Source organism: Brevibacillus sp. FSL K6-2834, from assembly GCF_038592925.1.
In the GTDB taxonomy this organism is placed as follows: Bacteria; Bacillota; Bacilli; order Brevibacillales; family Brevibacillaceae; genus Brevibacillus; species Brevibacillus borstelensis.
Genome location: NZ_CP151945.1, coordinates 494,761 through 516,657, shown reverse-complemented (window position 1 = coordinate 516,657; position 21,897 = coordinate 494,761). Strand labels below are relative to the sequence as shown.

The window sequence follows — 21,897 nt, the reverse complement described above, 5'->3', positions numbered from 1 at the left end:
TGTCTATCGGATCGTCAGCCACTCGGCCACTGGACCCAGCGCAACGACCGGGAAAAAGGTCAGCGCCCCGACGATCAGGACTGTCGCCAAGAGAATAAGCAAAAAGACGCTGCTGTCGGTCTGTAGCGTGCCCAAGGTCACCGGCACCGGCGTTTTTCTGAGCAGCGACCCGGCTACCGCAACCATCGTGATGATGGAGATGTACCGCCCAAACAGCATGACCAAGCCGGTCGAAATATTCCAAAACGGCGTGTTGTCCCCCAGCCCTTCAAAGCCCGAGCCGTTGTTGGCAGCCGAGGACGTGAATTCGTAGACGACCTGCGAAATGCCGTGAAAGCCGGGATTGGAGATGGCGGTGCTGCCCATCCCGGTGGCAAGAGCCACGGCGGACGGCGCCAAAATGATCAACGGGTGGACGAGAAGCGTGAGCGCGATCAGCTTCATCTCCTTTGCCTCGATCTTGCGGCCCAGAAACTCGGGCGTCCTCCCGACCATCAGCCCGGCCAGAAACACCGCCAGCAAGGCGTACATCAGGATGTTGACCATGCCGACTCCGTCGCCGCCAAAGACGCAGTTGAGCATCATCTGCGCGAGCGGAACCAGGCCGCCCAGCGGCGTCAGGGTGTCGTGCATGTTGTTGACCGTGCCGGTCGTGGCGGCTGTGGTCACTGCGGTAAACAGGGCGCTTTGCACGATGCCGAAGCGCACTTCCTTTCCTTCCATGCTGCCCATCTCCTGAGAGAGGCCCGCTTTTGCCAGAGCCGGGTTGCCGTTCGTTTCACTGATGTACGCCATGGTTAAAAAGGCAAGGAACATCAGCCCCATAGCGGCAAACAAAATCCACCCCTGCTTGCTGCTTTTCGCCATGTGCCCAAACGCAATCGGCAGCGCGGCCGGGATGACAAACATCGAGAGCATTTCCAGCACATTGGTAAACGGCGTCGGGTTTTCAAACGGATGGGACGAGTTGACGCCGAAAAAGCCGCCTCCGTTCGTTCCCAGATGCTTGATCGCAACCAGGGAAGCTACAGGCCCTCGCGCGATCTGCTGTTCCACGCCTTCGAGCGTATGGGCGGTCGCCGCCGGCTCCAGCGTCTGCGGTACTCCCTGGCTGACCAGTACCAGCGTGACGACGACAGCCAGCGGGATCAGCAGCCGTGTATGGGCACGCACCAGGTCGACGTAAATGTTGCCGAGGCTACTTTGGCCGGTCACTCCCCGCATGAATGCCATCACGGCGGCGATTCCCGTCGCTGGCGTAGTAAACATCAGGTACATAATGACAGCCATTTGCGACAGATAGGAAAGTCCTGTCTCCCCGCTGTAATGCTGCAGGTTCGTATTGGTCAGAAAGGATGTGACGGTATTGAATGCCAGCAGCGGTTCCATCGCGCCGATGCCCGCCGGATTGCCCGGCAAAATCCCCTGCAGCCGCAAAATCAGATAGCAGATGGCGGCCATCGCCAGGTTGCTGGCCAGCAGAGCCACAACATACTGCTTCCAGTTCATGTCCCCTGTCCGAATGCCGGACACCTTATAGAGGGCCTGCTCTACGCCGCCGAACACTTTGTCCATCCTGGTCCTCTCAAGGGCAAAGGCCCTCTCCAGATAACGGCCCATCGGGATGGCGGCCGCAAGCAGCAAGGCCAAAAACAACGAAATTTGGATGAAGTCCACAACAAGCTCCTCCTCACATGTTTCAAACAGACGGACTCTAGTATTTCTCCGGATAAACAAGGGCGTGGCACAGGTATACGATCAGCCCGGCGGCGATCAACAGCAAAACGCTCATTCCTTCTTCCCCTCCTGCTCTTCTGCTACTGCCTCGCAAAACTTGACGACGCCGTAAAAAATCGCAAACGACAAGGCGATCAGCAATACGGAAACCGCGTCCATCTTCGAGCCTCCCTCCATGCTCAGGAAATTGCTTATAGTCCAATCCACCCGGAATACTTGCTTGCTTTCATCCTCCCTTTGACTTGTCGTGTATGAGCCGAGCGGACTCTTTCGCTTACGCCTCTGCCCCTCTCCCAAGCGATGCCCGGAGCGGTGCCTTTGGGTAAAAAAATAGACCAATGCTTACTCCTTCCCCAGGCGACAAACAAGCACAGGCCACTGCGGGCAGCCAAAAAAACAGCCGCTCGCAAACGGATCGGGCCGGACGGCGATTCATCCAGAATCGCTTCTCCCTTCGATCCGCCGGTTGTGTCTCTTGCTTTGCCTTGTCGGGGAAAAAGTACTCATTGGTCTACCTAACGCCCAGCCGGCAATCCATTGCCCTCTTTGCGCTCTGTCTCCCTGTTCCTTTTTCCAAAACAGACGATTTTTACTGACAGAAAAACGAAAAGACCTGCAAATCAGATCGAACAGGCGGATTGCTGCCGCATTTGGGCAACAAAAAAAGCCTCCTCGAACAGGCGGTCTTTTGACCTCCCTCGCTTTAGCCGACGAAGTTAGCTGACGGGTAGGATGGCGAAAGAGTTTCTCATCCCTTCCACAAAAACCGTGGAATTAACCCCTACTGATTGGGTCCTCCGCTCCCGGGCGCCCCGGGACTAGGCCAGATTTGCAATTGGTTGTTATGTGTCATTATAAGTCGGACGCGATTGGTTGTGAACGGCTGATTTTGACCGATTTCCGATTCTTTTGGGAGAAAAATCGGAATGAAAACGGATAAATCGTTCATTCTCTCAAGCGATCAAATTATTTTGCCCGTTATCTCCCGTTTCCTTTTTTCTCCATTCTCGCGTTGACAGCCTCTCTGGCGCTCAGTAAGATAGGGCTCAATGACAAGATAGGGAGGAATTGGTTTGGCTGTTTCCCACAAGAAGAAAATGGAAGCCGAGATCAGCGAAGCGTTTATCAAGTTTCAGCGCGAACTGATCGGACGCGGCCCGCAGGAAGGAAAATCGTACATCGTCGGCGATATGGTGATCTGCCGCTTCAAAGGCGTCCTCACTGTCGAGGAAAAGCATTTGGCTCATCATGAAAAGGGACGCCGCGTGGTCAAGGAAATGCGAGAGGTCCTGCGCGAGATGTACAGCAAGGAGTGCGAGGAGATCGTCGAAACCATCACCGGCTGCAGGGTGCTTTCCAGCCACAGCGATATCAGCACAAAAATGGGCGAGCGGATCGAGGTTTACGTGCTGAACAAGGATTTGGAGAAGGCGCTGTTGGACATGAAAAGCTAAACTCTAGTGAGTCATCGCCGTTTGGAGGGAACAAAGCTTGAACGAAAAGTATCGGAGGCAGCAGGTGGTGCTCGATCCTCTGAAAGCAAACATTTACAGTATCTTCTTTTCCATCGCTTTTTTCATCGCTGCCCTTTTCCTGTACGGCGGCGAGGTGACGTTTTCCGTGTCGATCCAAGGTCTTTTTCTCTTTCTGCTATTGGTGGTCGCCGGGATTGTCGTCCATGAATGCTTGCACGGGATTGGCTTTTTGCTCAGCAGGGAAGTCTCGTTCTCCGACATCCGCTTTGGATTTGTACCGAAGAAACTGGTTTTCTACTGCTGCTGCGCAAAACCGATTGCGGTATCCCGCTACCGGTTCGCAGTACTGCTGCCCGGCTTGATCTTGGGATTGGTCCCTTTTTGTCTTTCCCTTATGGGACATTCGCTTTTTTGGTACTTGTGGAGCTTTTTTATGATAGCCGGCAGCTTTGGCGATGTTTACATCCTGTGGACACTGCGGAAGTATGACCGGCAGACGCTTATTTCCGATTCTGTGGACAGCATCGGTTATGACGCCTATATTCCCGTGGAAGATGGCAATGGAAGCAAGTGAGGTTTGTCACAGCAGCGTTCATCCACCCCAAAAATACAAAAAAGCCGCGTATGCGAGTGACGTTTGCCATCACCCGATACGCGGCTTCTTTACTTCCAAAAACCGTTTTACGCTACAACATCGTAGCCCTGATCTTCAATCGCTTCCTTGATCGCATCCACAGTCAGTTTGCCTTCGTCGAAAGACACCTCGACCGTTTTTGCCGCCAGGTCAACTTTGCCTGCCGCACCCAGCTCCTTCAGCGCTTTTTCAATCGAGTTTACGCAGTGGTTGCAGGACATTCCTTCTACTTTCAGCGTTACGTTTTGCATCATGATCTCTCCTTCTCAATTTTCCTTTTTATATGATAACCATGCCGCCTCACCGCTCCCAAGGTCAACCCTGGGGATGAGACAGATGGGTCTTGCCTTGTTCTATGGCATGGCCAGCCGGTTGCTGGTGAGGAGCCTCGTCGGGACCGGCCCAGACTGTGTACAGCTGATAGCCGCCGATGACGAGCAGCAGATAGACGATTGCCGAGAGCGCCCATTTTGTTTTGAGATTCATCCTCGTTTCCCCTTTCCCATTACAATTTCACCCGCTGCAGGCGCAGGGCGTTCAGCACGACAGAGACAGAGCTGAAGGCCATTGCGGCCCCGGCCAGCCACGGCGCGAGAAAACCGAGTGCTGCGAACGGAATCCCGACTGTATTGTAGGCGAATGCCCAAAACAGATTTTGCTTGATGTTGCGGATTGTCTTGTGGCTCATCACGATCGCGTCGGCGACACTGGTCAACTCTCCGCGCATCAGCGTGATGTCCGCCGCTTCCATCGCCACATCCGTTCCGGTGCCGATGGCCATGCCGATGTCGGCTGTAGCCAGTGCGGGCGCATCGTTGATGCCATCTCCCACCATCGCTACTTTGCGGCCTTGCTGCTGCAGCTTTTTCACTTCGTCCGCTTTTCCTTCCGGCAACACCTCGGCAATCACCTGGTCAATCCCCGCCTGACGGGCAATCGCTTCTGCCGTCTGCCTGTTGTCCCCGGTCATCATGATGACAGTCAGGCCCATTTCCTTCATCCGCTTTACCGCTTCGCGGGAAGTCGGCTTGATCGTGTCTGCCACGGCGACCATACCAGCCAGGCGTCCATCGACAGCAGCGAGCATCGCTGTTTTTCCTTCCTTCTCCAAGGAAGACATGACATCTGCGGCCTGTTCATAGGAAATCGATTTTTCGGCAAGCAGGCGGCGCGTTCCGACGAGAACCTCCCTGCCGTTTACGACCGCGCGGATCCCGAATCCGGGAATCGCTTCAAACGCTTCAGCAGCCCCCAGTGAAACTCCTTTTTCGCCAATCCCTTTGACAATCGCCTGGGCCAGCGGATGCTCCGAATTTTTCTCGGCGGCTCCGACCAGTGCCAGCAGCTCGCTTTCGTCCATGTCATAAGCAAAGACGTCCGTGAGCTCGGGTTCGCCTTTCGTTACGGTACCCGTTTTGTCCAGTACAATGGTATCCAATCGGTGCGCCGTTTCCAGATGCTCTCCGCCTTTAAACAGGATGCCCAGCTCTGCCGCGCGGCCCGAACCGGCCATGATCGAAGTAGGCGTAGCCAGTCCCAATGCGCACGGGCAGGCAATGACGAGCACCGCGATTCCCTTTTCCAATGCCGAGGCGAAATCGCCCGGCGAAACGAACCAGTACCAGATCACGAAGGTAAGGACGGCAATCCCGACTACAACCGGAACGAACACGCCGGATATGCTGTCCGCCAGGCGCTGGATCGGAGCCTTGGAGCCTTGCGCTTCCTCGACTACGCGGATGATTTGAGCCAGTGCCGTTTCTTTTCCGACCTTGGTCGCCTGAATCTGGAGAAAACCGTTTTTGTTCAGTGTCGCGCCGATCACGTTGTCTCCGACAGTCTTATCCACCGGAATGCTTTCACCAGTCAGCATCGATTCATCGACAGCCGACTGTCCTTCCAAAACGACGCCATCTACCGGCACCTTTTCTCCTGGCTTTACATAGACGATGTCCCCCGGGCGCACTTCGTCTACCGGAATCGTCATTTCCTCTCCGTACCGTATGACCACTGCCGTCTTGGCCTGCAAGCCCATCAGCTTGCGAATCGCCTCCGAGGAGCGGCCCTTTGCCTTGGCTTCGAACAGCTTGCCGAGCAGGATCAAGGTAATCAATACCGCGCTGGTCTCAAAATACAGCTCAATCATGTGGGCCCCTGTGCCGATGGATTGGATCGCCATGTACAAACTGTAGAAGTAAGCGGCCGAGGTGCCGAGTGCGACCAGCACATCCATGTTGGCGCTTTTGTTGCGCAAAGCCTTGTATGCTCCAACATAAAATTGTTTACCGACAACGAACTGAACCGGTGTCGCCAAAGCCAGCTGCACCCACGGGTTCATCAGCATATCGGGCAGCCAGATGAACGAGGTAAAGGAAAAGTGGCTCACCATCGCCCACAGAAGCGGCAGGGAAAGGATCAGGGAAAAGAGAAACTTTCCGGTCTGCCGTTCGATTTCCTGGGCCCGGCGGTCCGCCGTTTCCGCCTCGGACTGCTCATCCTTGCGTACGGCCTGATACCCCAGCTTTTCCACCTGCCTGATCAGGTCGGCGACGCTCGCCTGGCTCGCGTCGTACTCGACAGAGCCTGTTTCCAAGGCGAGGTTGACATGCGCCTGGATGACGCCCGGTACCTTTTGCAGCCCTTTTTCAATCCGGGTCGCGCAGGCAGCGCAGGTCATTCCCGAGATGTTGAGCTCTACCTTGTCGGTGATCACTCCGTACCCCAAATCCTCGATTTTTTTCTGGATGTCCTGAAAGCTCATTTTTTCGGCGTCATAGACAACTGTCGATTTTTCCAGGGCGAGGTTGACGCTTGCGGACTCGACGCCTTCGAGCTTTTGCAGACCTTTTTCGATCCGAATGGCACACGCTGCACATGTCATGCCGGATATGGCGACTGTCGCTTCTTTTACTTTGCCGCTCATGTTGATTCCTCCGAACCAAATACCCATATGGGGTATATTTTTATTAGTATTCCCCTTACGTCTTTTCTTATCGCAACTTCAGTATACAGTACCCCCATAGGGTATATCAAGCGTTTTTTTCAAAAAAAAATTCCCCGCTTGTCCATTTCAGCAAAACGGGGTCTGCGAAGCCATCCGAACGCAGTTGCGCCCTGCTTTTTTTGCTTCATAAAGAGCCTGGTCGGCTCGCTCTATGGCATTTTCCGGGGAGATTGCCTCGGCAGGCAGGAGCGTTGAGACGCCTACGCTCACCGTCACCACACTGCTTGCCTTTGAGCCGCTGTGCGGAATGGCCAGAGATACGATTCGCTCCCTCACATCCTCCGCTATTCCAAGGGCCCGATCTGCGTCTGTACCCGGCAGCAGCACCGCAAATTCTTCTCCACCATAACGGGCGACCATCGCTCCCTGAAGCTTCAGCGCAGATACGGCTGCTGCAGCTGCTCCTGCTGCTTCCCGCAAACACCTGTCTCCCGGTTGATGCCCGTAGGTATCGTTGTACATTTTAAAATAATCGAGATCAAACATAATGAGCGAGAACGGAACCCCACTCGATTGACATGCTTCCCACTCCGCGCGAATTCGCTCGTCGAAGCAGCGCCTGTTGGCTACGCCAGTCAATCCGTCCATATTGGTCAAATCGCGCAAAAGCTGGTTGGCTGACATCAGCTGCTCCTCTGCCCGCTTCCTAAGCGTAATGTCGCGAAAATGAATCAATTGGGCCGGCTCGCCTCGATAGGAAATCCATGTACTCGCCGTCTCGACATCGACCTCGCTGCCATCCTGGCGGCGAAACCTTGTCTCGATCAGATCCGTGACAGACTCCATATGCTTATGCGCATACGTATCGCGACAGGCTTCGGCTCGCCACTCCTCTTTCGTAAAGGTATACAGCGGTTTTCCCAGCAGCTGCTCCCTTTTTTCCAGTCCCAAAAGCTTTAAAGCAGCGTCGTTGGTCAACACAACTCTGCCTTCCGACACCACAAGGACTCCGTCTGGAGAGAGCTGCACCAAGCGCCGGTAGCGCTCCTCGCTCTCCTCAAGCTCGTAAAGCAGGTGATTGGTCCGGCGAATATACGTCATGACCAAATAACTGAGGATCCCCCCCATGAGGGATATTGGCCACTGATACATCGCCACTTGCATTAACAAAGATGTATCGGGAAGATTCATGTACAGAGAAGATGTGGCCACGACAATGCCGTAGAAGTTCAAAAGGATAATCCTGCTCCAGGGCTGCATTCGGAAATAGGACAGGGCGCCACACCCGATTCCGATCAGGATGGCAAAAAATGCAGCAGTCAGCGAGGCGGCACTTACACCATACAATCCCACCCGTCCGACCGCGATGATGACGGCTGAAGCCAGGGCCGCAGGCATCCCTCCGAAAAAAGCTGACAACACAATCACTATATGTCGCAAATCCGCCACCACAGAAGGAGAGACTCTGATCGCATACAGCATCAGCAAGACACCTACCATGCCAAGCAAACCGCCATACACCAGACGGATGCGGATGGGGGACTGGGGTACGACCAGCTTTCCTTTGTAAATATGACCGATGATCAAGAAGCACGAAATCAAGATAGCCAGATTGGTACCGAAATCTTTTAACACACTCTCACGCCTTCTGCTTTCTTAGTATGCCACATGCGACCCCGTCACGGGCGATCAGCATGGCAGACGTACTCCGCTACATCATAAAGCTGCAAGGTTCACTTGTAAATGTTTTCGGACCCTCTTCCTTGAAATCGCAAGCCCGTTGTTGTCAGTTTGTCACCTTTTTGAAATGGCAAAAAGCCCTGCTCCTCCCATTCGGAACAGGGCTTCCCGCATTTGCTTTTGAGCCTTGCATATTCATTAGCCTTGCGTATTTATTTACCCTTGCTTTTTATGATAAGCGGCGGCAATCTGCGCAGCCACGGCTGCATTGTGCTTCACCAGGGCAATATTGGTTTGCAGGCTTTTGCCTTCTGTCAGTTCTTTTACTTTCGAGAGCAAGAACGGCGTTACCTTTTTGCCGGCGATTCCGTTTTCTTTCGCTTCCTTCAGCGCTTGCAGAATGACTGCCTCGATCTTGCCGTGATCAAGCGCATCCTTCTCCGGTACCGGGTTGGCGATGACAAGACCGCCGTCCAGACCGAGCTTCCACTTCGTATCCATCACGGTTGCGACTTCTTCTGGAGCATCCAGACGGAAATCGACGCCAAAGCCGCTCTCTCTTGCGAAGAAGGAAGGGAACTCATCCGTGCGATAGCCGACGACAGGCACCCCTTGTGTCTCCAAGTATTCGAGGGTACGGCCGATATCGAGAATCGACTTGCATCCGGCGCATACGACTGCGAGGCCCGTTTGCGCCAGCTCGGTCAGGTCAGCAGACACGTCCCAGGTGATTTCGCCTTCGCGGTGAACACCGCCGATGCCGCCTGTGGCAAAAACGCGGATGCCTGCCAGCTGGGCTGCGATCATCGTACCGGCTACCGTCGTCGCCCCGATTTTGCCGCTGGCGAGAATGTACGGGAAATCGCGTCGGCTTACTTTTTCAACGGATTTGTTCGTCGCGAACTCTTCCAGTTCACTTTCCGACAGCCCGATCTTGATTTTTCCGTCCATAATCCCGATCGTTGCCGGTACCGCGCCGTTGTCACGGATGATCTGCTCGACTTCCTTCGCCATCTCGATATTTTGCGGATACGGCATCCCGTGGGAAATGATTGTTGTTTCCAGGGCTACAACTGGCAAGTTATTGTCCAATGCATGGCGCACTTCATCTGTAAAAGTCAGGTATTGTTTCATCCGTTATCGCTCCTCTTCGTATTGGTTTATCGTTTGTTCCAGTTCCTCCGGCTTCAGCAGCGGCGATACCGAATACTCGGTCTGCAGCGTCAAGGCCGAAGCAGCCATGCCGAGCCGGCACGCTCTGCCCAGCGGCTCACCGTTTACGACCCCGTACAAAAGACCGGAGGCAAAAGCGTCGCCCGCTCCCGTCACGTCCACTACCTCTGTCGGGTAGGGGGCCAGCTTCTCCGCCTGGTCCTCCGATTGATAATAAATGCCCTGTTCGCCGAGCGTCACCACGACACTTTTCACGCCTCGTGCCCTGATTTTCCGGCACGCTTCTTCGCAGTCCTGCATGGTTTTGATCTCCATGCCTGACAAAAGCTCGGCTTCCTCTCGATTCGGCAGGATTGCTTCGACTCCGTCCAAACGCTCGGGCAGTTTTTCCGCCTTGGCAGAAGAAACCGGATCGACGAACAGCGCGATGCCCTCATCCCGGCAGCGTCCGATCACGTATGCCAAACAGTCTGCAGGAAGGTTCGTATCGAGGTAAACGGCCCGGGCGGCTGCGATATGGGACCACCGTTCCGCAAACATTTGCGGCGTGAGCGTATCGTAAATATCCATATTCGCCAGGGAGACGACCATTTCGCCTTCCTTGTCCAAAAGCGCCGTGTACGTACCGGTTCGCTGAGTGGGCAACCGCCACACCTGGCTGATATCGACCCCGTGCTTTTTCGTTTCCTGCAAAATCCAGTCGCCTTCCTTGTCTTCCCCGACACAGCTGATCAGCGAGACATTGCAGCCAAGCCGACCGAGATTTTCCGCGATATTGCGGCCGACCCCTCCGCATGATTCAGAGATGGTTACCGGATTCGATGAGTGGAGCCGTACTTGCTGCTTGGCCCGCGCTTTCCGGTCCAGATTGGCTCCGCCGATGCAGACGATCAGCTCTTCGTCGCGAAGAATATAGGCCCGTCCTTTGATTTCGCCGCGCTTGGTCAGCTGCGCGATATAGCCAGCCACCGCCGACCGGGAAATGCCCATCTTGTCAGCCAGCTCCTGTTGGCTGACGAACGGATTTTCACGAATGTAGCGGAGGATTTGTTTTTCTTTGTCCACGGCCCTCCTCCTTTCTGCCTTAGTAGCATTTGCAACTCGAACTGCTTCTCTTTACAAACAAAAGTTTATCACATAGACAAAAGTTTTCAAAGAGAAAATAATGGTGCCGCAAGAAAAAACGCATTCTTTGACCATCCGCGAAAAGATGGTCACAAGAATGCGCTTCTATAACGGCTATGCTGTGTTATGTTGCTTTTTTGCTAATCCATGGTTGATCGCTTTTGATCGCCTGCATTTTCCGACCTCTATGCCCGCCTTTTTTTACGATCCTACGGCATTCTGCAGCGCCGGCTCCTTCGCTTTTTCCCGATGGCGGGACAGGGCAAAAATCGTCCCGATAATGCACAAACCGCCGATCCACTCAAACATCCCGAACGACACATGCAGCCAAACAACGGTCGTAATCACGGCAGACAATGGTTCCGCGCAGGCAAGCAGGCTGGTTTCTGTCGGGCGGATATAGTTCAGACTGTCTACGTACAGATAAAAGGGAATCAAGGTCCCAAACAAGACGATGAAGACAACAGCCAGAACCGATGGAACCGACCAGATCATGTCAGTTGCTTGCCAAGGCTGTTTTGCCAGGCAAAGACCGATGCCCCCGATCAGCATCGCCCAGCCAAGGACGACTGTAGACCCCCAGCGCCCCAAAAGCGGCTTCGGGTATACGGTGTAAAAAGCAAGCGCCAGCGCCGAGGCCAGCCCCCAAATAACGGCGGCAGCGGAAATCGTCAGCTTCCCCGGATTTCCTCCCGTGATGAGCAGATACGTCCCCCCGAGAGCCAGGATCAGAGCCGTCACCTGTGCTGCTGAAGGCAACTGCCGAAGTTTGATGACGAGATACACAACCAGAAAAACGGGCCCCAAATACTGCAGCAGCGTCGCAGTCGCCGCATTGCCCGCTTCGATCGAGGCAAAATACGTATACTGGACCGCGAGCATGCCTGCGATCGAAAACAGCAGGAGCCGGGCCAAATCACCGCCGGAGAACAAAATCCGCCAAACATTCTGACGATGCGGCCCACATAATGACAGCGCGAGCAGGATCAATCCGGAGGCGAGCAACCGTGACGCTACCAGCCAATCCGTTTGAAACTGATAATGCTGCATGAGCGATTGGGCCACGGTGCCTGAGACTCCCCATAAGATCGAAGCGACAATCACCATTGTAAAGCCGCGGACGCGCAATGAAGAAAACATGGTGTTTTTTCTCCTCTCCCATCCAATATATTATGCAATATATCGCATTCTGCTGTAAAATACAAGAAGATGCTTCTTTTACCAAAACGCCTTCTAAGGAGGACTTGCCATGCCTCTTCCCCCCAATTTGCGAAAGGTCGAACGAACCTCCGCGAAAAACAAGGTATTGCAGCAGCTGCAGACCTGGATCATAGACGGTACCCTGCAGCCGGGCGAAAAAATATTGGATACGGAGCTGGCCGACGCGATAGGAGTCAGCCGGACGCCTGTACGGGAGGCGCTGCAAATCCTGGAGCTGCAGGGCTTTGTAGAGATGCAGCCCGGTGTGGAGACGCGAGTGACCAAGCTGGCTCCCGAAGACGTCCCCAACATCTACCGGCCGCTCATCGCCTTGGAAGCGCTGGCTGCGGAGCTGGTCGTGCCCAAGATCACCGATGCGGTGCTGGACGAATTGACCGAGCTGAACAGGCAGTTTTCCGAAGCGATCGAGACAAGCCAGTCATATGCCGCCATGGAGCTGGACGAGGCGTTTCACAAGCTGATCCACGAAACGGCCGGAAATACGTACATATCATCCTTTACCTCCCTCTTGCACATGCATTTGCGCCGGTTAAAATTTGTCTTCTTCCAGCATTTTTTGCCTGCCCGCACTTCAGTAGAAGAGCATCGTCTACTGATTCAGGCCCTCCGCGACAAAAATGCGGCGGCCGCTGTCGAAGCGATGACGCAAAACTGGCTCAGACCCATGCATGAGGTAGCACGCCAACTGGAAAAAGCAAACAAAGGAGACGACTGATGAATAAACCCTCGCTAAAGCTTTCCCTGATTGAGTCGAATGAAGAAAGAAAGGCATACCGCTCTCTTTTGCTTTTGGCAGATGACTGGGCCGAGGCCGTTGACCAGTACATGTACGAAGGAGAGCTGTATATCGCCCAGGATCAGCAGGACCAAGTGCTGGGCGTTTGTCTGATGCACGCTTTGTCCCCCGAGGAAGCGGAGATCAAGAACCTCGCCGTCCGGCCGGAATTCCGCGGACAGGGAGTGGGGAAGGCCATAATTGAAGAGCTTTGCAGCCGCTTCGCCTCCAAAGGCTTTTCACGGATCATAGTAGGCACCGCCAATTCCAGCATCGACAATCTGGCTTTTTACCAAAAGGCGGGCTTCCGCATGACAGAAATTCGCAAGGATTTTTTCTGTTCCTATCCCGAGCCCGTGATTGAAAACGGGATCCGGGCATGGGACATGGTCATGTTTGAACGCCCTCTGTCTGCATCTTGCTGAAAAAGTCTTGGAAGCTGTCCCCGCTTGCCGATTCCCCCGGCGAAAGGATGATTTGCTGTCCATCGGCACATACTACCGAAAAAAATGGGTGGGATGATGGTGTCGAATCAAACAGACGGACGATACAACAACGCGCAGGCAAAAGGCGAAGACAAGCAGGAAGGCGAGTTCTTCTACTTTGATCTGTCAGACGAGCACCATGAGAAGCTCTTGGAAAAGGAATTGAAGGAAGGTCACGAAAATCCTCTTGGACCTCTGGAAGAGGTAACAAAAGTGGAATATTAAAATCAACCTGGAACCGGCTCCGGCTATGAAAACAAATGGCCGGAGCTTTTTCCTGCTTTCCCTTTCTACATTGCGATGCGGGATACGTTGCTGCCGTTTTGTCCGCTTCTTTGACAAGCACCACTAAGAGGTGTATAATTATCTTAAATTTGAGATATGTACTGAACTAAATCCTACAGGGGGTGCACGCATGCCCGAAGAACAGCAACATCGTGACGACTCGCTTTTGCTGATGGTGGTTTTGGCCCGTGCCTATAACTGGGTAACGGCACATACCACGCGGGAAATCCGCCAGCATGGGTTGAATCCCACCGAGTTTGGCGTACTTGAGGTGCTGTACCATAAAGGTCCCCAGCCTCTCCAGCAAATTGGCGAAAAGATCCTGATCTCGAGCGGTAACATTACGTACGTCGTGGACAAACTAGAAAAGAAGCAGCTTCTGGTCCGCAAGCCATGTGCCGAAGACCGGCGGGTTATTTACGCAGAACTGACGGAAAAAGGTCAACAGTTTCTGGCTTCCATCTTTCCCTCCCATAAAATAGCCATTGAGCAAGCCGTCAGTGGCCTCAATCCGGAGGAAAAGAGAAGCGCAATCGAGCTGTTAAAAAAGTTGGGGCATTCTGCTCAAGAGCGCTTTCATAAATAAAAAAACATGGAAGTGTAAAAACTCTTGACAAGATCCTCGATACGTAATAATCTTAAAATCAAGATTTACTATTTCAAGGTTATATACTTTCCTTTTGAAAGGGGAATAAGAAAAGCATGAGTAAAGTATTATTTATCAAAGCCAACAACCGTCCCGTGGAGCAAGCAGTCAGCGTAAAGCTGTACCAAGCTTTCGTGGACTCTTATAAGGAGACCCATCCACAAGACGAGATCGTAGAACTGGATTTGTTCGCAGAAAACCTGCCATACTACGATGTAGAAAAAATCAATGCCATGTTCAAACAAGGCAAAGGAATGGAAATGACTGCTGAAGATCAAAAAGCAGCTGAGCTGGTTAACAAATATCTGAACCAGTTTATCGAAGCCGACAAAGTGATGATCGCATTCCCGCTGTGGAACTTCACTGTACCTGCTGTCCTTCACACGTATTTCGACTACCTGTGCCAAGCAGGCAAAACATTCCGCTACACTGCAGAAGGTCCAGTTGGGCTGTTGAACAACAAAAAAGTGGCTCTGCTGAACGCACGCGGCGGCGTATACTCCGAAGGTCCTGCTGCCAATGTTGAAATGGCTGTTAAATACGTGCAAACCATTCTGGGCTTTCTGGGCGTGAAAGACATGTCCACTGTCATCGTAGAAGGCCACAATGCGTCCCCTGACAAAGCGGAAGCACTTATTCAAGAAGGCATTGAAAAGGCTGCAAAACTGGCGGAGTCCTTCTAAGGCCCGCCGGCCTTTTTTTGGACTAATATCTCAAATTCAAAATACTCTAATTTAAAATTATTTTACAAGGAGTGAATGTATGATGGTAGATGTAGGTTTGTTGATCATTCGTCTTGTTGTCGGTCTTACTTTTGCAGCTCACGGTACACAAAAATTGTTTGGTTGGTTTGGCGGTCACGGATTAAAGGGTACGGGCGGATGGTTTGAATCCATCGGCATGAAGCCCGGCGTCGCCATGGCTCTGATGGCTGGTTTGAGTGAACTGATTGGCGGACTGCTGTTTGCTGCCGGAGTCGGCACCTGGGTAGGCGCTGTGCTGATCATCGGCACGATGCTTGTAGCGATTGTAAAAGTCCACGGCCCTAACGGATACTGGGCAACACAAAACGGCTACGAATACAATCTGACCCTGATTGCTGTCGCTTTGGGCGTTGCTCTGATCGGTCCTGGTGCCTATACGCTGTTCTAATCAAAAACAATCAGCATGTTATGCCTTGCCCTTATGCAAAACAACAGCTAGCATAGAAGCTACTTTCTATGTCATATATGTCCCATAACAAGGAGGCCATTATGCACATTTCCATCTATACACCGGACCAACAAGGAAAAGGCCATTTCGGCAATGGCGAAATCGTGGAGAGCAAACCGATTGCTTTTCCCCACGAGGAAACGGCTGTCAAGCGCGTCGGCCCCCTCTTTTACTGGGCTTGGGCCAAATCGCTGACGACGTTTGAAATACCGCTGCATCCGCACTCCGGCTTTGAAATCGTTTCGTACGTGCTAAACGGAACGGTTGGTCACCGCGATACACTAGGCAATTTGCAGCAAGTATCCACCGGCGGAGCGCAAGTAATGCAGACCGGATCAGGAGCTTATCACGCCGAAGAAATGAGTACAGGCACGGAAATGTTTCAAATCTGGTTTGAGCCTCATCTCTCCCAGGCGGTCAAGGTGCCGCCCACTTACAACCAGTACAATCATGAAGAGTTTCCGCTCGATGTGATTGACGGCGTACAGGTGAAACGGGTGATCGGTACGGATGCGCCGATTTCTCTCGTGACCGACTCTTTGATGAGAGATATCATCATCCCGGCCAATCATTCCTATCGTTGGCAGCTTCCAAAGGGGTATTCCCTGGCAGCAGTTGTCGTTTCGGGCAAAGGGGAGCTGCATTTGGCAGAAGGAGCGAGTGGCCTTCACGGCGGCGATTTTGCCGTGGTGTCCTCGGATCAGGCCGGAGAGCTCCGGTTTAGCGCCCCTTCCGGTGAATCGCTCCGCCTCGTTGCGATTCAGGTGCCGTCAGAGGTGGACTACCCGCTATACCGAAAGTAAACAACTAGGCAACCTTCCAAACCGTACGATTGAACAGGCCGCTCCGCTGACTGGAGCGGCCTGTTTGTTTGCCTTTGCATATTCCGGCCCCTCCCAAGAGACAATAAAAGGGAATGTTTGACAAAGCATCACAGTGAAAGGACGTTATACGGTGGACGATCTTGTACTGGCGCGAGCCACATTTGGCACTACGATGGCCTTTCACATCATCTTTGCCACTTTGGGCGTAGGGCTGCCCCTGATGATTTTGCTGGCCGAAATTCTCTTCCAGCGCACCCGGGACCGCGACTACGAGCTGATGGCCAAACGCTGGACAAAAGGACAGGCCATTTTGCTCGGTGTGGCCATTCCCTCCGGCACCATCGCAGGTGTACAGTTGTCCCTTTTGTGGCCCGGCTTTATGGAAGTAGTCGGGAAAGTGATCTCCCTGCCGTTTCAAATCGAAATTTTCGCCTTTTTCCTGGAGGCGCTCTTCATGTCCATCTACGTCTATGCCGCCGATCGATTGACCCCGCTGATGCGGCTCGTTTCCGTTTTTATGATCCTGCTTGGGGCTGCTGCTTCAGCGGTTCTCATCACCAATGTCCATGCTTTTGAGGGTACGCCCGCCGGTTTTCGCATTGAAAACGGAGAGGTCGTGGATGTGGACCCCTGGGCGGCATTTTTTAATCCGAGCTTTTTCGTCACTGCGGGCCATGTCGTCGTCTCCGCCTTTATGACAGGCGCTTTTGCCATCGCATCCGTCGCTGCCTGGAAAATGATCAAGTCCGATCAGGAGAGCCGGGAATACGCCTTCCACCAAAAAGCGCTGCTCCTCGGCTTGATCGTCGGCGGGTCTTTCTCGCTCCTCACCGCCTTGAACGGCCACGAATCGGCCCAACTGCTGCACCGCTATCAGCCTGAGAAGCTGGCGGCAGCCGAAGGTCTTTTCCAGACCCAGGCCTATGCCCCGCTGGCCGTCGGAGGTTTTACCGATCCGGAAACCCAGGAAGTGAAATACGGAATCGAAATTCCCTGGATGCTCAGCTTTTTGGCGGGAAACCGCTTTGACGAGGTGGTGGTCGGGCTCAATGACTTCCCTCGGGAGTACTGGCCTCCCCTCTATATCCACACCTTGTTTAACGGCATGGTGGGAATCGGCTCCCTTCTGATCGTCGTCGGATTGCTCGGCTTTGCCTGGAAAAAACTGCTGCGCCGCTCCGTGTTTCCGCGCTGGGTGCTGGGCATCTTTGTCCTTAGCGGCCCGCTGGCTTTGCTCGGCATCGAATTCGGCTGGATCTTTGCCTGTACGGGCCGCCAGCCCTGGGTCATCTACCGGGTGATGCGCACGGCCGACTCTGTCACCCAATCAGCCGGGATCGGCCCGCTGTTTTTCACCTTTCTCGCCGTTTACCTGTTTCTCGGCATCGTGACCATTCTGGTCTTTCGCAGCTATTTTGGCCGCCACCCGCTGGAGCTTCATCCAACGGACCGGCCGTCGGGAGAAACAGCCCCCTAATTTGATCCAAGGAGGCTTCTGTTCATGACGGACACGATTTTGGCGATTACGCTGGTGTGGATCTTTGTGGTGATTTACGCAGTAGCCGCATCCTTTGACTTCGGCGCCGGCTTCTGGTCGATGGTTTATGTAAACCGCATAGATACAAAGGCGACAAGCATCGCCAACCGTTACCTGTCCCCGTCATGGGAGGTTGTCAACGTATTTATCGTGCTGATCGTCGTCGGGCTGGTCACGTTTTTTCCCGGAGCCACCTACACGCTCGGCACCGTGCTGCTCATCCCCGGAAGCCTCATCCTCCTGCTGATTTTGATCCGCAGCGCCTTTATGGTTTTCTCCCATCTCGTCCGCAAATACGATAAAACGCTCGCCTTCTTTTCCGGAATCAGCGGCCTTTTCATCCCGGCTCTGCTGATCCTGGTCCTGCCGCTGACGCAGGGCGGATTTATTCAAACGATCGATGGGGTGGAAAGACTGGACTGGGGAGCGCTGCTGACGAGTCCGCATGTATACGCCTATGTAGGACTGGCTGTGAGCAGCACCCTCTTTCTCTCCTCGCTGCTGCTCGCGGACTACTCCCGCGTAGCCAACGCACAGCAAGCCTTTCGCGTCTACCGTCGCGACGCCATTCTCATCGGTCCCCTCACCTTGCTTGCCGCCGTTTTGACAGTCGTCACGATGAAAACGGAGGCGAGCTGGCTCTATGAGAGGCTGCTTGCCTATCTCCCGTGGCTGATTGCTTCCGTCGCGTGGTTTTTGGTCGGTTATATCGCTCTGTTGATCCCGCCGGAGCAAAAACGGCTTGCCTATGCGCCGCGACTTGCCGTTGTCGGCGTCATTATTCAATATCTCTTGGCAAGCTACGCCTACGGAGCCGCCCGTCTGCCCTATATCGTGTACCCTACCGTTACGATCGAATCCGGTTTTACTCACCCCAACACGTTCCGGGCTTTGTTCGTGAGCTATCTGGTCGGCTTCGCCATCCTCATCCCCGGGTTTGTTTTCTTCTGGCGGATGTTTATGAAAGATGAACAGTATATTCAGCAAAAATAACCTGCGTGGGGTCTGCTCCGTCTTTTCTGGCATAAAAAAAGCCTCCCCCCGATTAACGGGAGGAAGCTGTCTCTTTTGCAAGCATGCTGCCTTCCTGGGCATATTGCGTATGCCAGGAAAAGGCTTTTTCGAGTACATGCGGTGTATGGCCGCCGCGGGTCAGCGCTTCCTCGAAATAATCGCGGAGCTGATCCCGGTACAGCGGATGCGCACAGTTTTCAATGATCAGGCGGGCTCTCTCGCGGGGAGCCAGTCCGCGCAGATCAGCCAGCCCTTGCTCGGTCACGATGATGTCTACGTCGTGCTCGGTGTGGTCCACATGGGATACAAACGGAACGATACTGGAGATGTGTCCGTTTTTGGCAATCGACTTGGTGACAAAGATGGCGAGGCGGGCATTCCGGGCAAAATCGCCCGATCCGCCGATGCCGTTCATCATGCGTGTGCCGGATACGTTGGTCGAATTGACGTTGCCGTAGATATCCACTTCCAGAGCCGTGTTGATGGAGATCAAGCCCATGCGGCGAATCAGTTCGGGATGGTTGGTGATCTCCTGCGGCCGAAGCAGCAGCTTGTCGCGATACTGGTCCAGGTTTTCCATGACGTGATTCATTTTTTCAGCCGTCAGCGTGATGGAGCAGCCCGAGGCAAAAGCGATCTTGCCCGCATCCAGAAGGTCGAATACAGCGTCTTGCAGCACTTCCGAAAACACCGTCAAGTCGGAAAACTCGGAATCCAAAAATCCGTTGAACACCGCGTTTGCAACCGTTCCGATCCCCGATTGAAGCGGAGCGAGATTGCGCGGCAAGCGGCCCTTTTCCACCTCTTCGCGCAAAAAGCGGATCAGGTGGCCTGCCATGACCGCCGTCTCCTCATCCGGTTCGACGATGGTAGACGGAGAATCCATTTGATTGGTGATAACGATTCCTTTTACCTTCGCCGGATCTACCGGTATGCCGATTTGGCCGATGCGCTGGTCTACCTTGGTCAGCGGGATTGGCTCGCGCTCGCCCTGTTTTCCCGGCGTATACACGTCGTGCAAGCCTTCCAAAGCGGCAGATTGCACCATGTTCAATTCAATGATGACATGCTTGGCGTACTCGACAAATATATTGGAGTTCCCGACCGACGTGGCGGGAATGATGTATCCGTCTTCGGTTACTGCAACCGCTTCCACAATGGCGTAATCAATCGGATCCAGCACGCCGGAACGAATCCATTCGGCAGTGTGGGATAAATGCTGATCGATAAACATCATTTCGCCGCTGTTGATTTTTTTGCGCATGACCGGATCTGCTTGAAACGGCAGCCGCTTGCGAACAATGCCTGCCTCGGCCATAACGGCGTCTACATCGGAACCGAGCGATGCCCCTGTATATACATTGACGGAAAACGGTTTTCCTTCCCGCTTTGCCCGTTCGGCCAGCGCGACCGGAACTACCTTGGCATCTCCCGCCCGGGTAAAGCCGCTCAAACCCAATGTCATGCCGTCTTCGATCCAGCTTGCTGCTTCTTCTGCTTGAACAATTTTATCGTGAAGGCGTTTATCGCGTAAGCGCTCCCATACCATGTATGACCACCTGCCACTTTCGATCTTGTTTTCTTTACAGTATCACACGGTCGCTGAGCGGGCACTCGATTTGGGTCGAAGCAGAAGAATTCGCGGTGAAACAGAAAATTTGGCAGTTAGTTGTTCGGCTGGTGAATGATAGATTCCGGAACTGGTTGTCATTACTCTCTGCTGTTTCATTTATTGCCTGTGGGTCGGACTTTAGTGGAGGAGATGAAAAAGCAGAAAACGCTCCAGTACGGTGGGACACTTGCTGCGGGTAACACTGTCCGGCTGCACTCCAAAAGCGGAACCGCGTCCAAAAGCAGCGGTTTCGGGGGAAGCTGTTCAGAGTTGGACGCTGAGAGCGTGTTCCGCTCTTTCCGTTCCGCCTGGGCGGTGTCCCAAAGACTTTCGCGTTTTCTGCTTTTTCATCTCTACAGCTTGTATTGTCTTTCATGCTTTCTTCAATCAGAGAAAAACAAACGTTTAAGAGATGAGTTTCAGTCCGATGGCAGCAGCTAGCACCATGGCCATGAACAGGATACGACGCCATTCTTTTGATTCACCGAAGAAAAGCATGCCAACTAAAGCGCCTCCCACAGTACCAATCCCCGTCCATATCGCGTAAGCCGTACCCATAGGAAGACTTCTCATTGAAAAAGTCAAACAAATGAAGCTAAAAATAATCCCCCCGGCAACAGCAGATAAGCCTTTGAAGTGATTATAAATAGACGGTTTTTTAATCCCCACTTCTGCAGCGATATCAGCGAGAGAGGCACCCTCAACCTGAATGTAAAAAAGCAAGCCGATGACCGGCTTGCCGTTTAAAATCCCAATATTTGTCGAAATGAACTCGCATACGACTGGCTGACAGGCACGCGGGTGCGCTGCTTATCTTTCATCTCTAATAGAAAGGTTGAATGGAAGTGAGGGTGGATATAACCGATCGCCTCCAGATTGACCAGAAAAGAGCGGTGGCAGCGAATAAAGCTGGCGGGTGACAGCATTTGCTCCAGCTCTGACAGGCTGTAGCGGTTTGCATACGAATCCGTCGCTGTATGCAGCAATGTCTTCCCTTCCTGGGAGCGGATGTACATGATATCGGATATCGGAATGGGCAGCCAGCCATCCTCTCCTTTGCCGATCAGCACTTTCGGCTGCGGCATGAACTGCTTGGGGTAGATCGCTGTAATGCATCCTTCTACGCGGCCGCTGCGCAGCAACGGAAGGGAAACCCCGTAGTACGGGATGCCAAAAACACCGCTTTCCACATACTCCGATACTTTTTGCCTGGCCGTCAACGCTCTGTACGTCGCTGACCCTTCTCGCACCTGATCTCCCGGTTTGATTTTCAGATCAATGCTTGCGCTCGGCTGATAGTAGATATAGCGTCCGCCTTCCGAAATCGCAACAGAAACGCCGTCCGGTATTACCTCTCCGATCATTTGCAGTACTTCGGGCACCAATGTTTTCTCCATAGATCATCCCTCTGTATCCTGTTTCTCATCTCTATTAAACCACAATTTTACCCGCTGTGAGCACGAGACACGGAAATGACACAGCTGCATTCTGTTGGAAAATCAGACAATCGAGTAGGAG

22 protein-coding genes and 1 riboswitch are annotated in these 21,897 nt (G+C 53.4%); of the genes, 11 read left to right on the top strand and 11 right to left on the bottom strand.

The window, feature by feature from the left end; genetic code table 11:
• Positions 1-3: 3 nt before the first annotated feature.
• Complete coding sequence (gene kdpA / locus NST96_RS02750) at positions 4-1,677, bottom strand: potassium-transporting ATPase subunit KdpA (protein WP_342405535.1); 1,674 nt, start codon at positions 1,675-1,677, stop codon at positions 4-6.
• Positions 1,678-2,427: 750 nt separating this feature from the next.
• A riboswitch (cyclic di-AMP (ydaO/yuaA leader) is annotated at positions 2,428-2,572 on the bottom strand.
• Positions 2,573-2,810: 238 nt separating this feature from the next.
• On the opposite strand from kdpA, the gene NST96_RS02745 reads away from it, so the two are divergent.
• A complete protein-coding gene (locus tag NST96_RS02745; protein ID WP_003389914.1) occupies positions 2,811-3,191 on the top strand; it encodes a DUF2294 domain-containing protein in 381 nt (126 codons plus the stop codon).
• Between the two features lie 37 nt (positions 3,192-3,228).
• The gene (locus NST96_RS02740; RefSeq protein WP_003389915.1) at positions 3,229-3,786 is read left to right on the top strand and encodes a DUF3267 domain-containing protein; all 558 of its coding nucleotides are present in this window, start codon (positions 3,229-3,231) and stop codon (positions 3,784-3,786) included.
• 107 nt (positions 3,787-3,893) lie between these two features.
• On the opposite strand, the gene NST96_RS02735 is transcribed toward NST96_RS02740, so the two are convergent.
• From NST96_RS02735 to NST96_RS02705, 7 genes are all read right to left on the bottom strand, one after another.
• Positions 3,894-4,097, bottom strand: a complete 204-nt coding sequence (locus NST96_RS02735; protein WP_003389916.1) for a copper ion binding protein — start codon at positions 4,095-4,097, stop codon at positions 3,894-3,896.
• Between the two features lie 64 nt (positions 4,098-4,161).
• The gene (locus tag NST96_RS02730; RefSeq protein WP_155807946.1) at positions 4,162-4,332 is read right to left on the bottom strand and encodes a hypothetical protein; all 171 of its coding nucleotides are present in this window, start codon (positions 4,330-4,332) and stop codon (positions 4,162-4,164) included.
• Positions 4,333-4,351: 19 nt separating this feature from the next.
• Complete coding sequence (locus NST96_RS02725; protein ID WP_003389917.1) at positions 4,352-6,769, bottom strand: heavy metal translocating P-type ATPase; 2,418 nt, start codon at positions 6,767-6,769, stop codon at positions 4,352-4,354.
• Between the two features lie 147 nt (positions 6,770-6,916).
• Complete coding sequence (locus NST96_RS02720; RefSeq protein WP_122958079.1) at positions 6,917-8,425, bottom strand: diguanylate cyclase; 1,509 nt, start codon at positions 8,423-8,425, stop codon at positions 6,917-6,919.
• A 261-nt stretch (positions 8,426-8,686) separates the two neighbouring features.
• Positions 8,687-9,604, bottom strand: coding sequence for a pseudouridine-5'-phosphate glycosidase (locus tag NST96_RS02715; RefSeq protein ID WP_003389919.1), 918 nt, complete (start codon positions 9,602-9,604; stop codon positions 8,687-8,689).
• A gap of 3 nt (positions 9,605-9,607) precedes the next feature.
• Positions 9,608-10,708: a carbohydrate kinase gene (locus NST96_RS02710; protein WP_003389921.1), complete on the bottom strand. Its 1,101-nt coding sequence runs from the start codon at positions 10,706-10,708 to the stop codon at positions 9,608-9,610.
• Between the two features lie 261 nt (positions 10,709-10,969).
• The gene (locus NST96_RS02705; protein ID WP_227277756.1) at positions 10,970-11,908 is read right to left on the bottom strand and encodes an EamA family transporter; all 939 of its coding nucleotides are present in this window, start codon (positions 11,906-11,908) and stop codon (positions 10,970-10,972) included.
• Between the two features lie 109 nt (positions 11,909-12,017).
• On the opposite strand from NST96_RS02705, the gene NST96_RS02700 reads away from it, so the two are divergent.
• The 9 genes from NST96_RS02700 (at position 12,018) to NST96_RS02660 (ending at position 18,746) form a co-directional block, all read left to right on the top strand.
• Positions 12,018-12,704, top strand: a complete 687-nt coding sequence (locus tag NST96_RS02700) for a GntR family transcriptional regulator (RefSeq protein ID WP_003389923.1) — start codon at positions 12,018-12,020, stop codon at positions 12,702-12,704.
• Positions 12,704-13,189, top strand: coding sequence for a GNAT family N-acetyltransferase (locus NST96_RS02695; RefSeq protein ID WP_227277755.1), 486 nt, complete (start codon positions 12,704-12,706; stop codon positions 13,187-13,189). The genes NST96_RS02700 and NST96_RS02695 overlap by 1 nt, the downstream gene beginning before the upstream one ends.
• Before the next feature lie 99 nt (positions 13,190-13,288).
• The gene (locus tag NST96_RS02690) at positions 13,289-13,474 is read left to right on the top strand and encodes a hypothetical protein (protein ID WP_024983307.1); all 186 of its coding nucleotides are present in this window, start codon (positions 13,289-13,291) and stop codon (positions 13,472-13,474) included.
• A gap of 190 nt (positions 13,475-13,664) precedes the next feature.
• Positions 13,665-14,120, top strand: a complete 456-nt coding sequence (locus NST96_RS02685) for a MarR family transcriptional regulator (protein WP_003389926.1) — start codon at positions 13,665-13,667, stop codon at positions 14,118-14,120.
• Between the two features lie 116 nt (positions 14,121-14,236).
• Positions 14,237-14,863, top strand: coding sequence for an FMN-dependent NADH-azoreductase (locus NST96_RS02680; protein WP_003389927.1), 627 nt, complete (start codon positions 14,237-14,239; stop codon positions 14,861-14,863).
• 82 nt (positions 14,864-14,945) lie between these two features.
• A complete protein-coding gene (locus NST96_RS02675; RefSeq protein WP_003389929.1) occupies positions 14,946-15,332 on the top strand; it encodes a DoxX family protein in 387 nt (128 codons plus the stop codon).
• A gap of 101 nt (positions 15,333-15,433) precedes the next feature.
• Positions 15,434-16,195: a pirin family protein gene (locus tag NST96_RS02670; protein WP_122958082.1), complete on the top strand. Its 762-nt coding sequence runs from the start codon at positions 15,434-15,436 to the stop codon at positions 16,193-16,195.
• 151 nt (positions 16,196-16,346) lie between these two features.
• Positions 16,347-17,693 carry a cytochrome ubiquinol oxidase subunit I gene (locus tag NST96_RS02665; protein WP_003389931.1) on the top strand — a complete coding sequence of 449 codons (1,347 nt, stop codon included), beginning with the start codon at positions 16,347-16,349 and terminating at the stop codon, positions 17,691-17,693.
• 24 nt (positions 17,694-17,717) lie between these two features.
• Positions 17,718-18,746, top strand: coding sequence for a cytochrome d ubiquinol oxidase subunit II (locus NST96_RS02660; protein ID WP_003389932.1), 1,029 nt, complete (start codon positions 17,718-17,720; stop codon positions 18,744-18,746).
• 52 nt (positions 18,747-18,798) lie between these two features.
• Here NST96_RS02660 and NST96_RS02655 read toward each other — a convergent pair whose 3' ends face one another.
• The 3 genes from NST96_RS02655 to NST96_RS02645 form a co-directional block, all read right to left on the bottom strand.
• Positions 18,799-20,316, bottom strand: a complete 1,518-nt coding sequence (locus NST96_RS02655) for an acetyl-CoA hydrolase/transferase family protein (protein WP_342405534.1) — start codon at positions 20,314-20,316, stop codon at positions 18,799-18,801.
• A 468-nt stretch (positions 20,317-20,784) separates the two neighbouring features.
• Positions 20,785-21,102 (bottom strand): multidrug efflux SMR transporter, encoded by a 318-nt coding sequence (locus tag NST96_RS02650; RefSeq protein ID WP_081924363.1) that lies wholly within the window; start codon positions 21,100-21,102, stop codon positions 20,785-20,787.
• A 20-nt stretch (positions 21,103-21,122) separates the two neighbouring features.
• The gene (locus tag NST96_RS02645; protein ID WP_024983303.1) at positions 21,123-21,776 is read right to left on the bottom strand and encodes a LytTR family DNA-binding domain-containing protein; all 654 of its coding nucleotides are present in this window, start codon (positions 21,774-21,776) and stop codon (positions 21,123-21,125) included.
• Positions 21,777-21,897 lie beyond the last annotated feature (121 nt).

Coding starts and splice junctions, on each gene's coding strand:
- NST96_RS02735 (WP_003389916.1), bottom strand. CDS start 4,097: ATGCAAAACGTAACGCTGAAAGTAGAAGGAATGTCCTGCAACCACTGC.
- NST96_RS02730 (WP_155807946.1), bottom strand. CDS start 4,332: ATGAATCTCAAAACAAAATGGGCGCTCTCGGCAATCGTCTATCTGCTG.
- NST96_RS02725 (WP_003389917.1), bottom strand. CDS start 6,769: ATGAGCGGCAAAGTAAAAGAAGCGACAGTCGCCATATCCGGCATGACA.
- NST96_RS02715 (WP_003389919.1), bottom strand. CDS start 9,604: ATGAAACAATACCTGACTTTTACAGATGAAGTGCGCCATGCATTGGAC.
- NST96_RS02705 (WP_227277756.1), bottom strand. CDS start 11,908: ATGTTTTCTTCATTGCGCGTCCGCGGCTTTACAATGGTGATTGTCGCT.
- NST96_RS02700 (WP_003389923.1), top strand. CDS start 12,018: ATGCCTCTTCCCCCCAATTTGCGAAAGGTCGAACGAACCTCCGCGAAA.
- NST96_RS02695 (WP_227277755.1), top strand. CDS start 12,704: ATGAATAAACCCTCGCTAAAGCTTTCCCTGATTGAGTCGAATGAAGAA.
- NST96_RS02685 (WP_003389926.1), top strand. CDS start 13,665: ATGCCCGAAGAACAGCAACATCGTGACGACTCGCTTTTGCTGATGGTG.
- NST96_RS02680 (WP_003389927.1), top strand. CDS start 14,237: ATGAGTAAAGTATTATTTATCAAAGCCAACAACCGTCCCGTGGAGCAA.
- NST96_RS02675 (WP_003389929.1), top strand. CDS start 14,946: ATGGTAGATGTAGGTTTGTTGATCATTCGTCTTGTTGTCGGTCTTACT.
- NST96_RS02670 (WP_122958082.1), top strand. CDS start 15,434: ATGCACATTTCCATCTATACACCGGACCAACAAGGAAAAGGCCATTTC.
- NST96_RS02660 (WP_003389932.1), top strand. CDS start 17,718: ATGACGGACACGATTTTGGCGATTACGCTGGTGTGGATCTTTGTGGTG.
- NST96_RS02655 (WP_342405534.1), bottom strand. CDS start 20,316: ATGGTATGGGAGCGCTTACGCGATAAACGCCTTCACGATAAAATTGTT.
- NST96_RS02645 (WP_024983303.1), bottom strand. CDS start 21,776: ATGGAGAAAACATTGGTGCCCGAAGTACTGCAAATGATCGGAGAGGTA.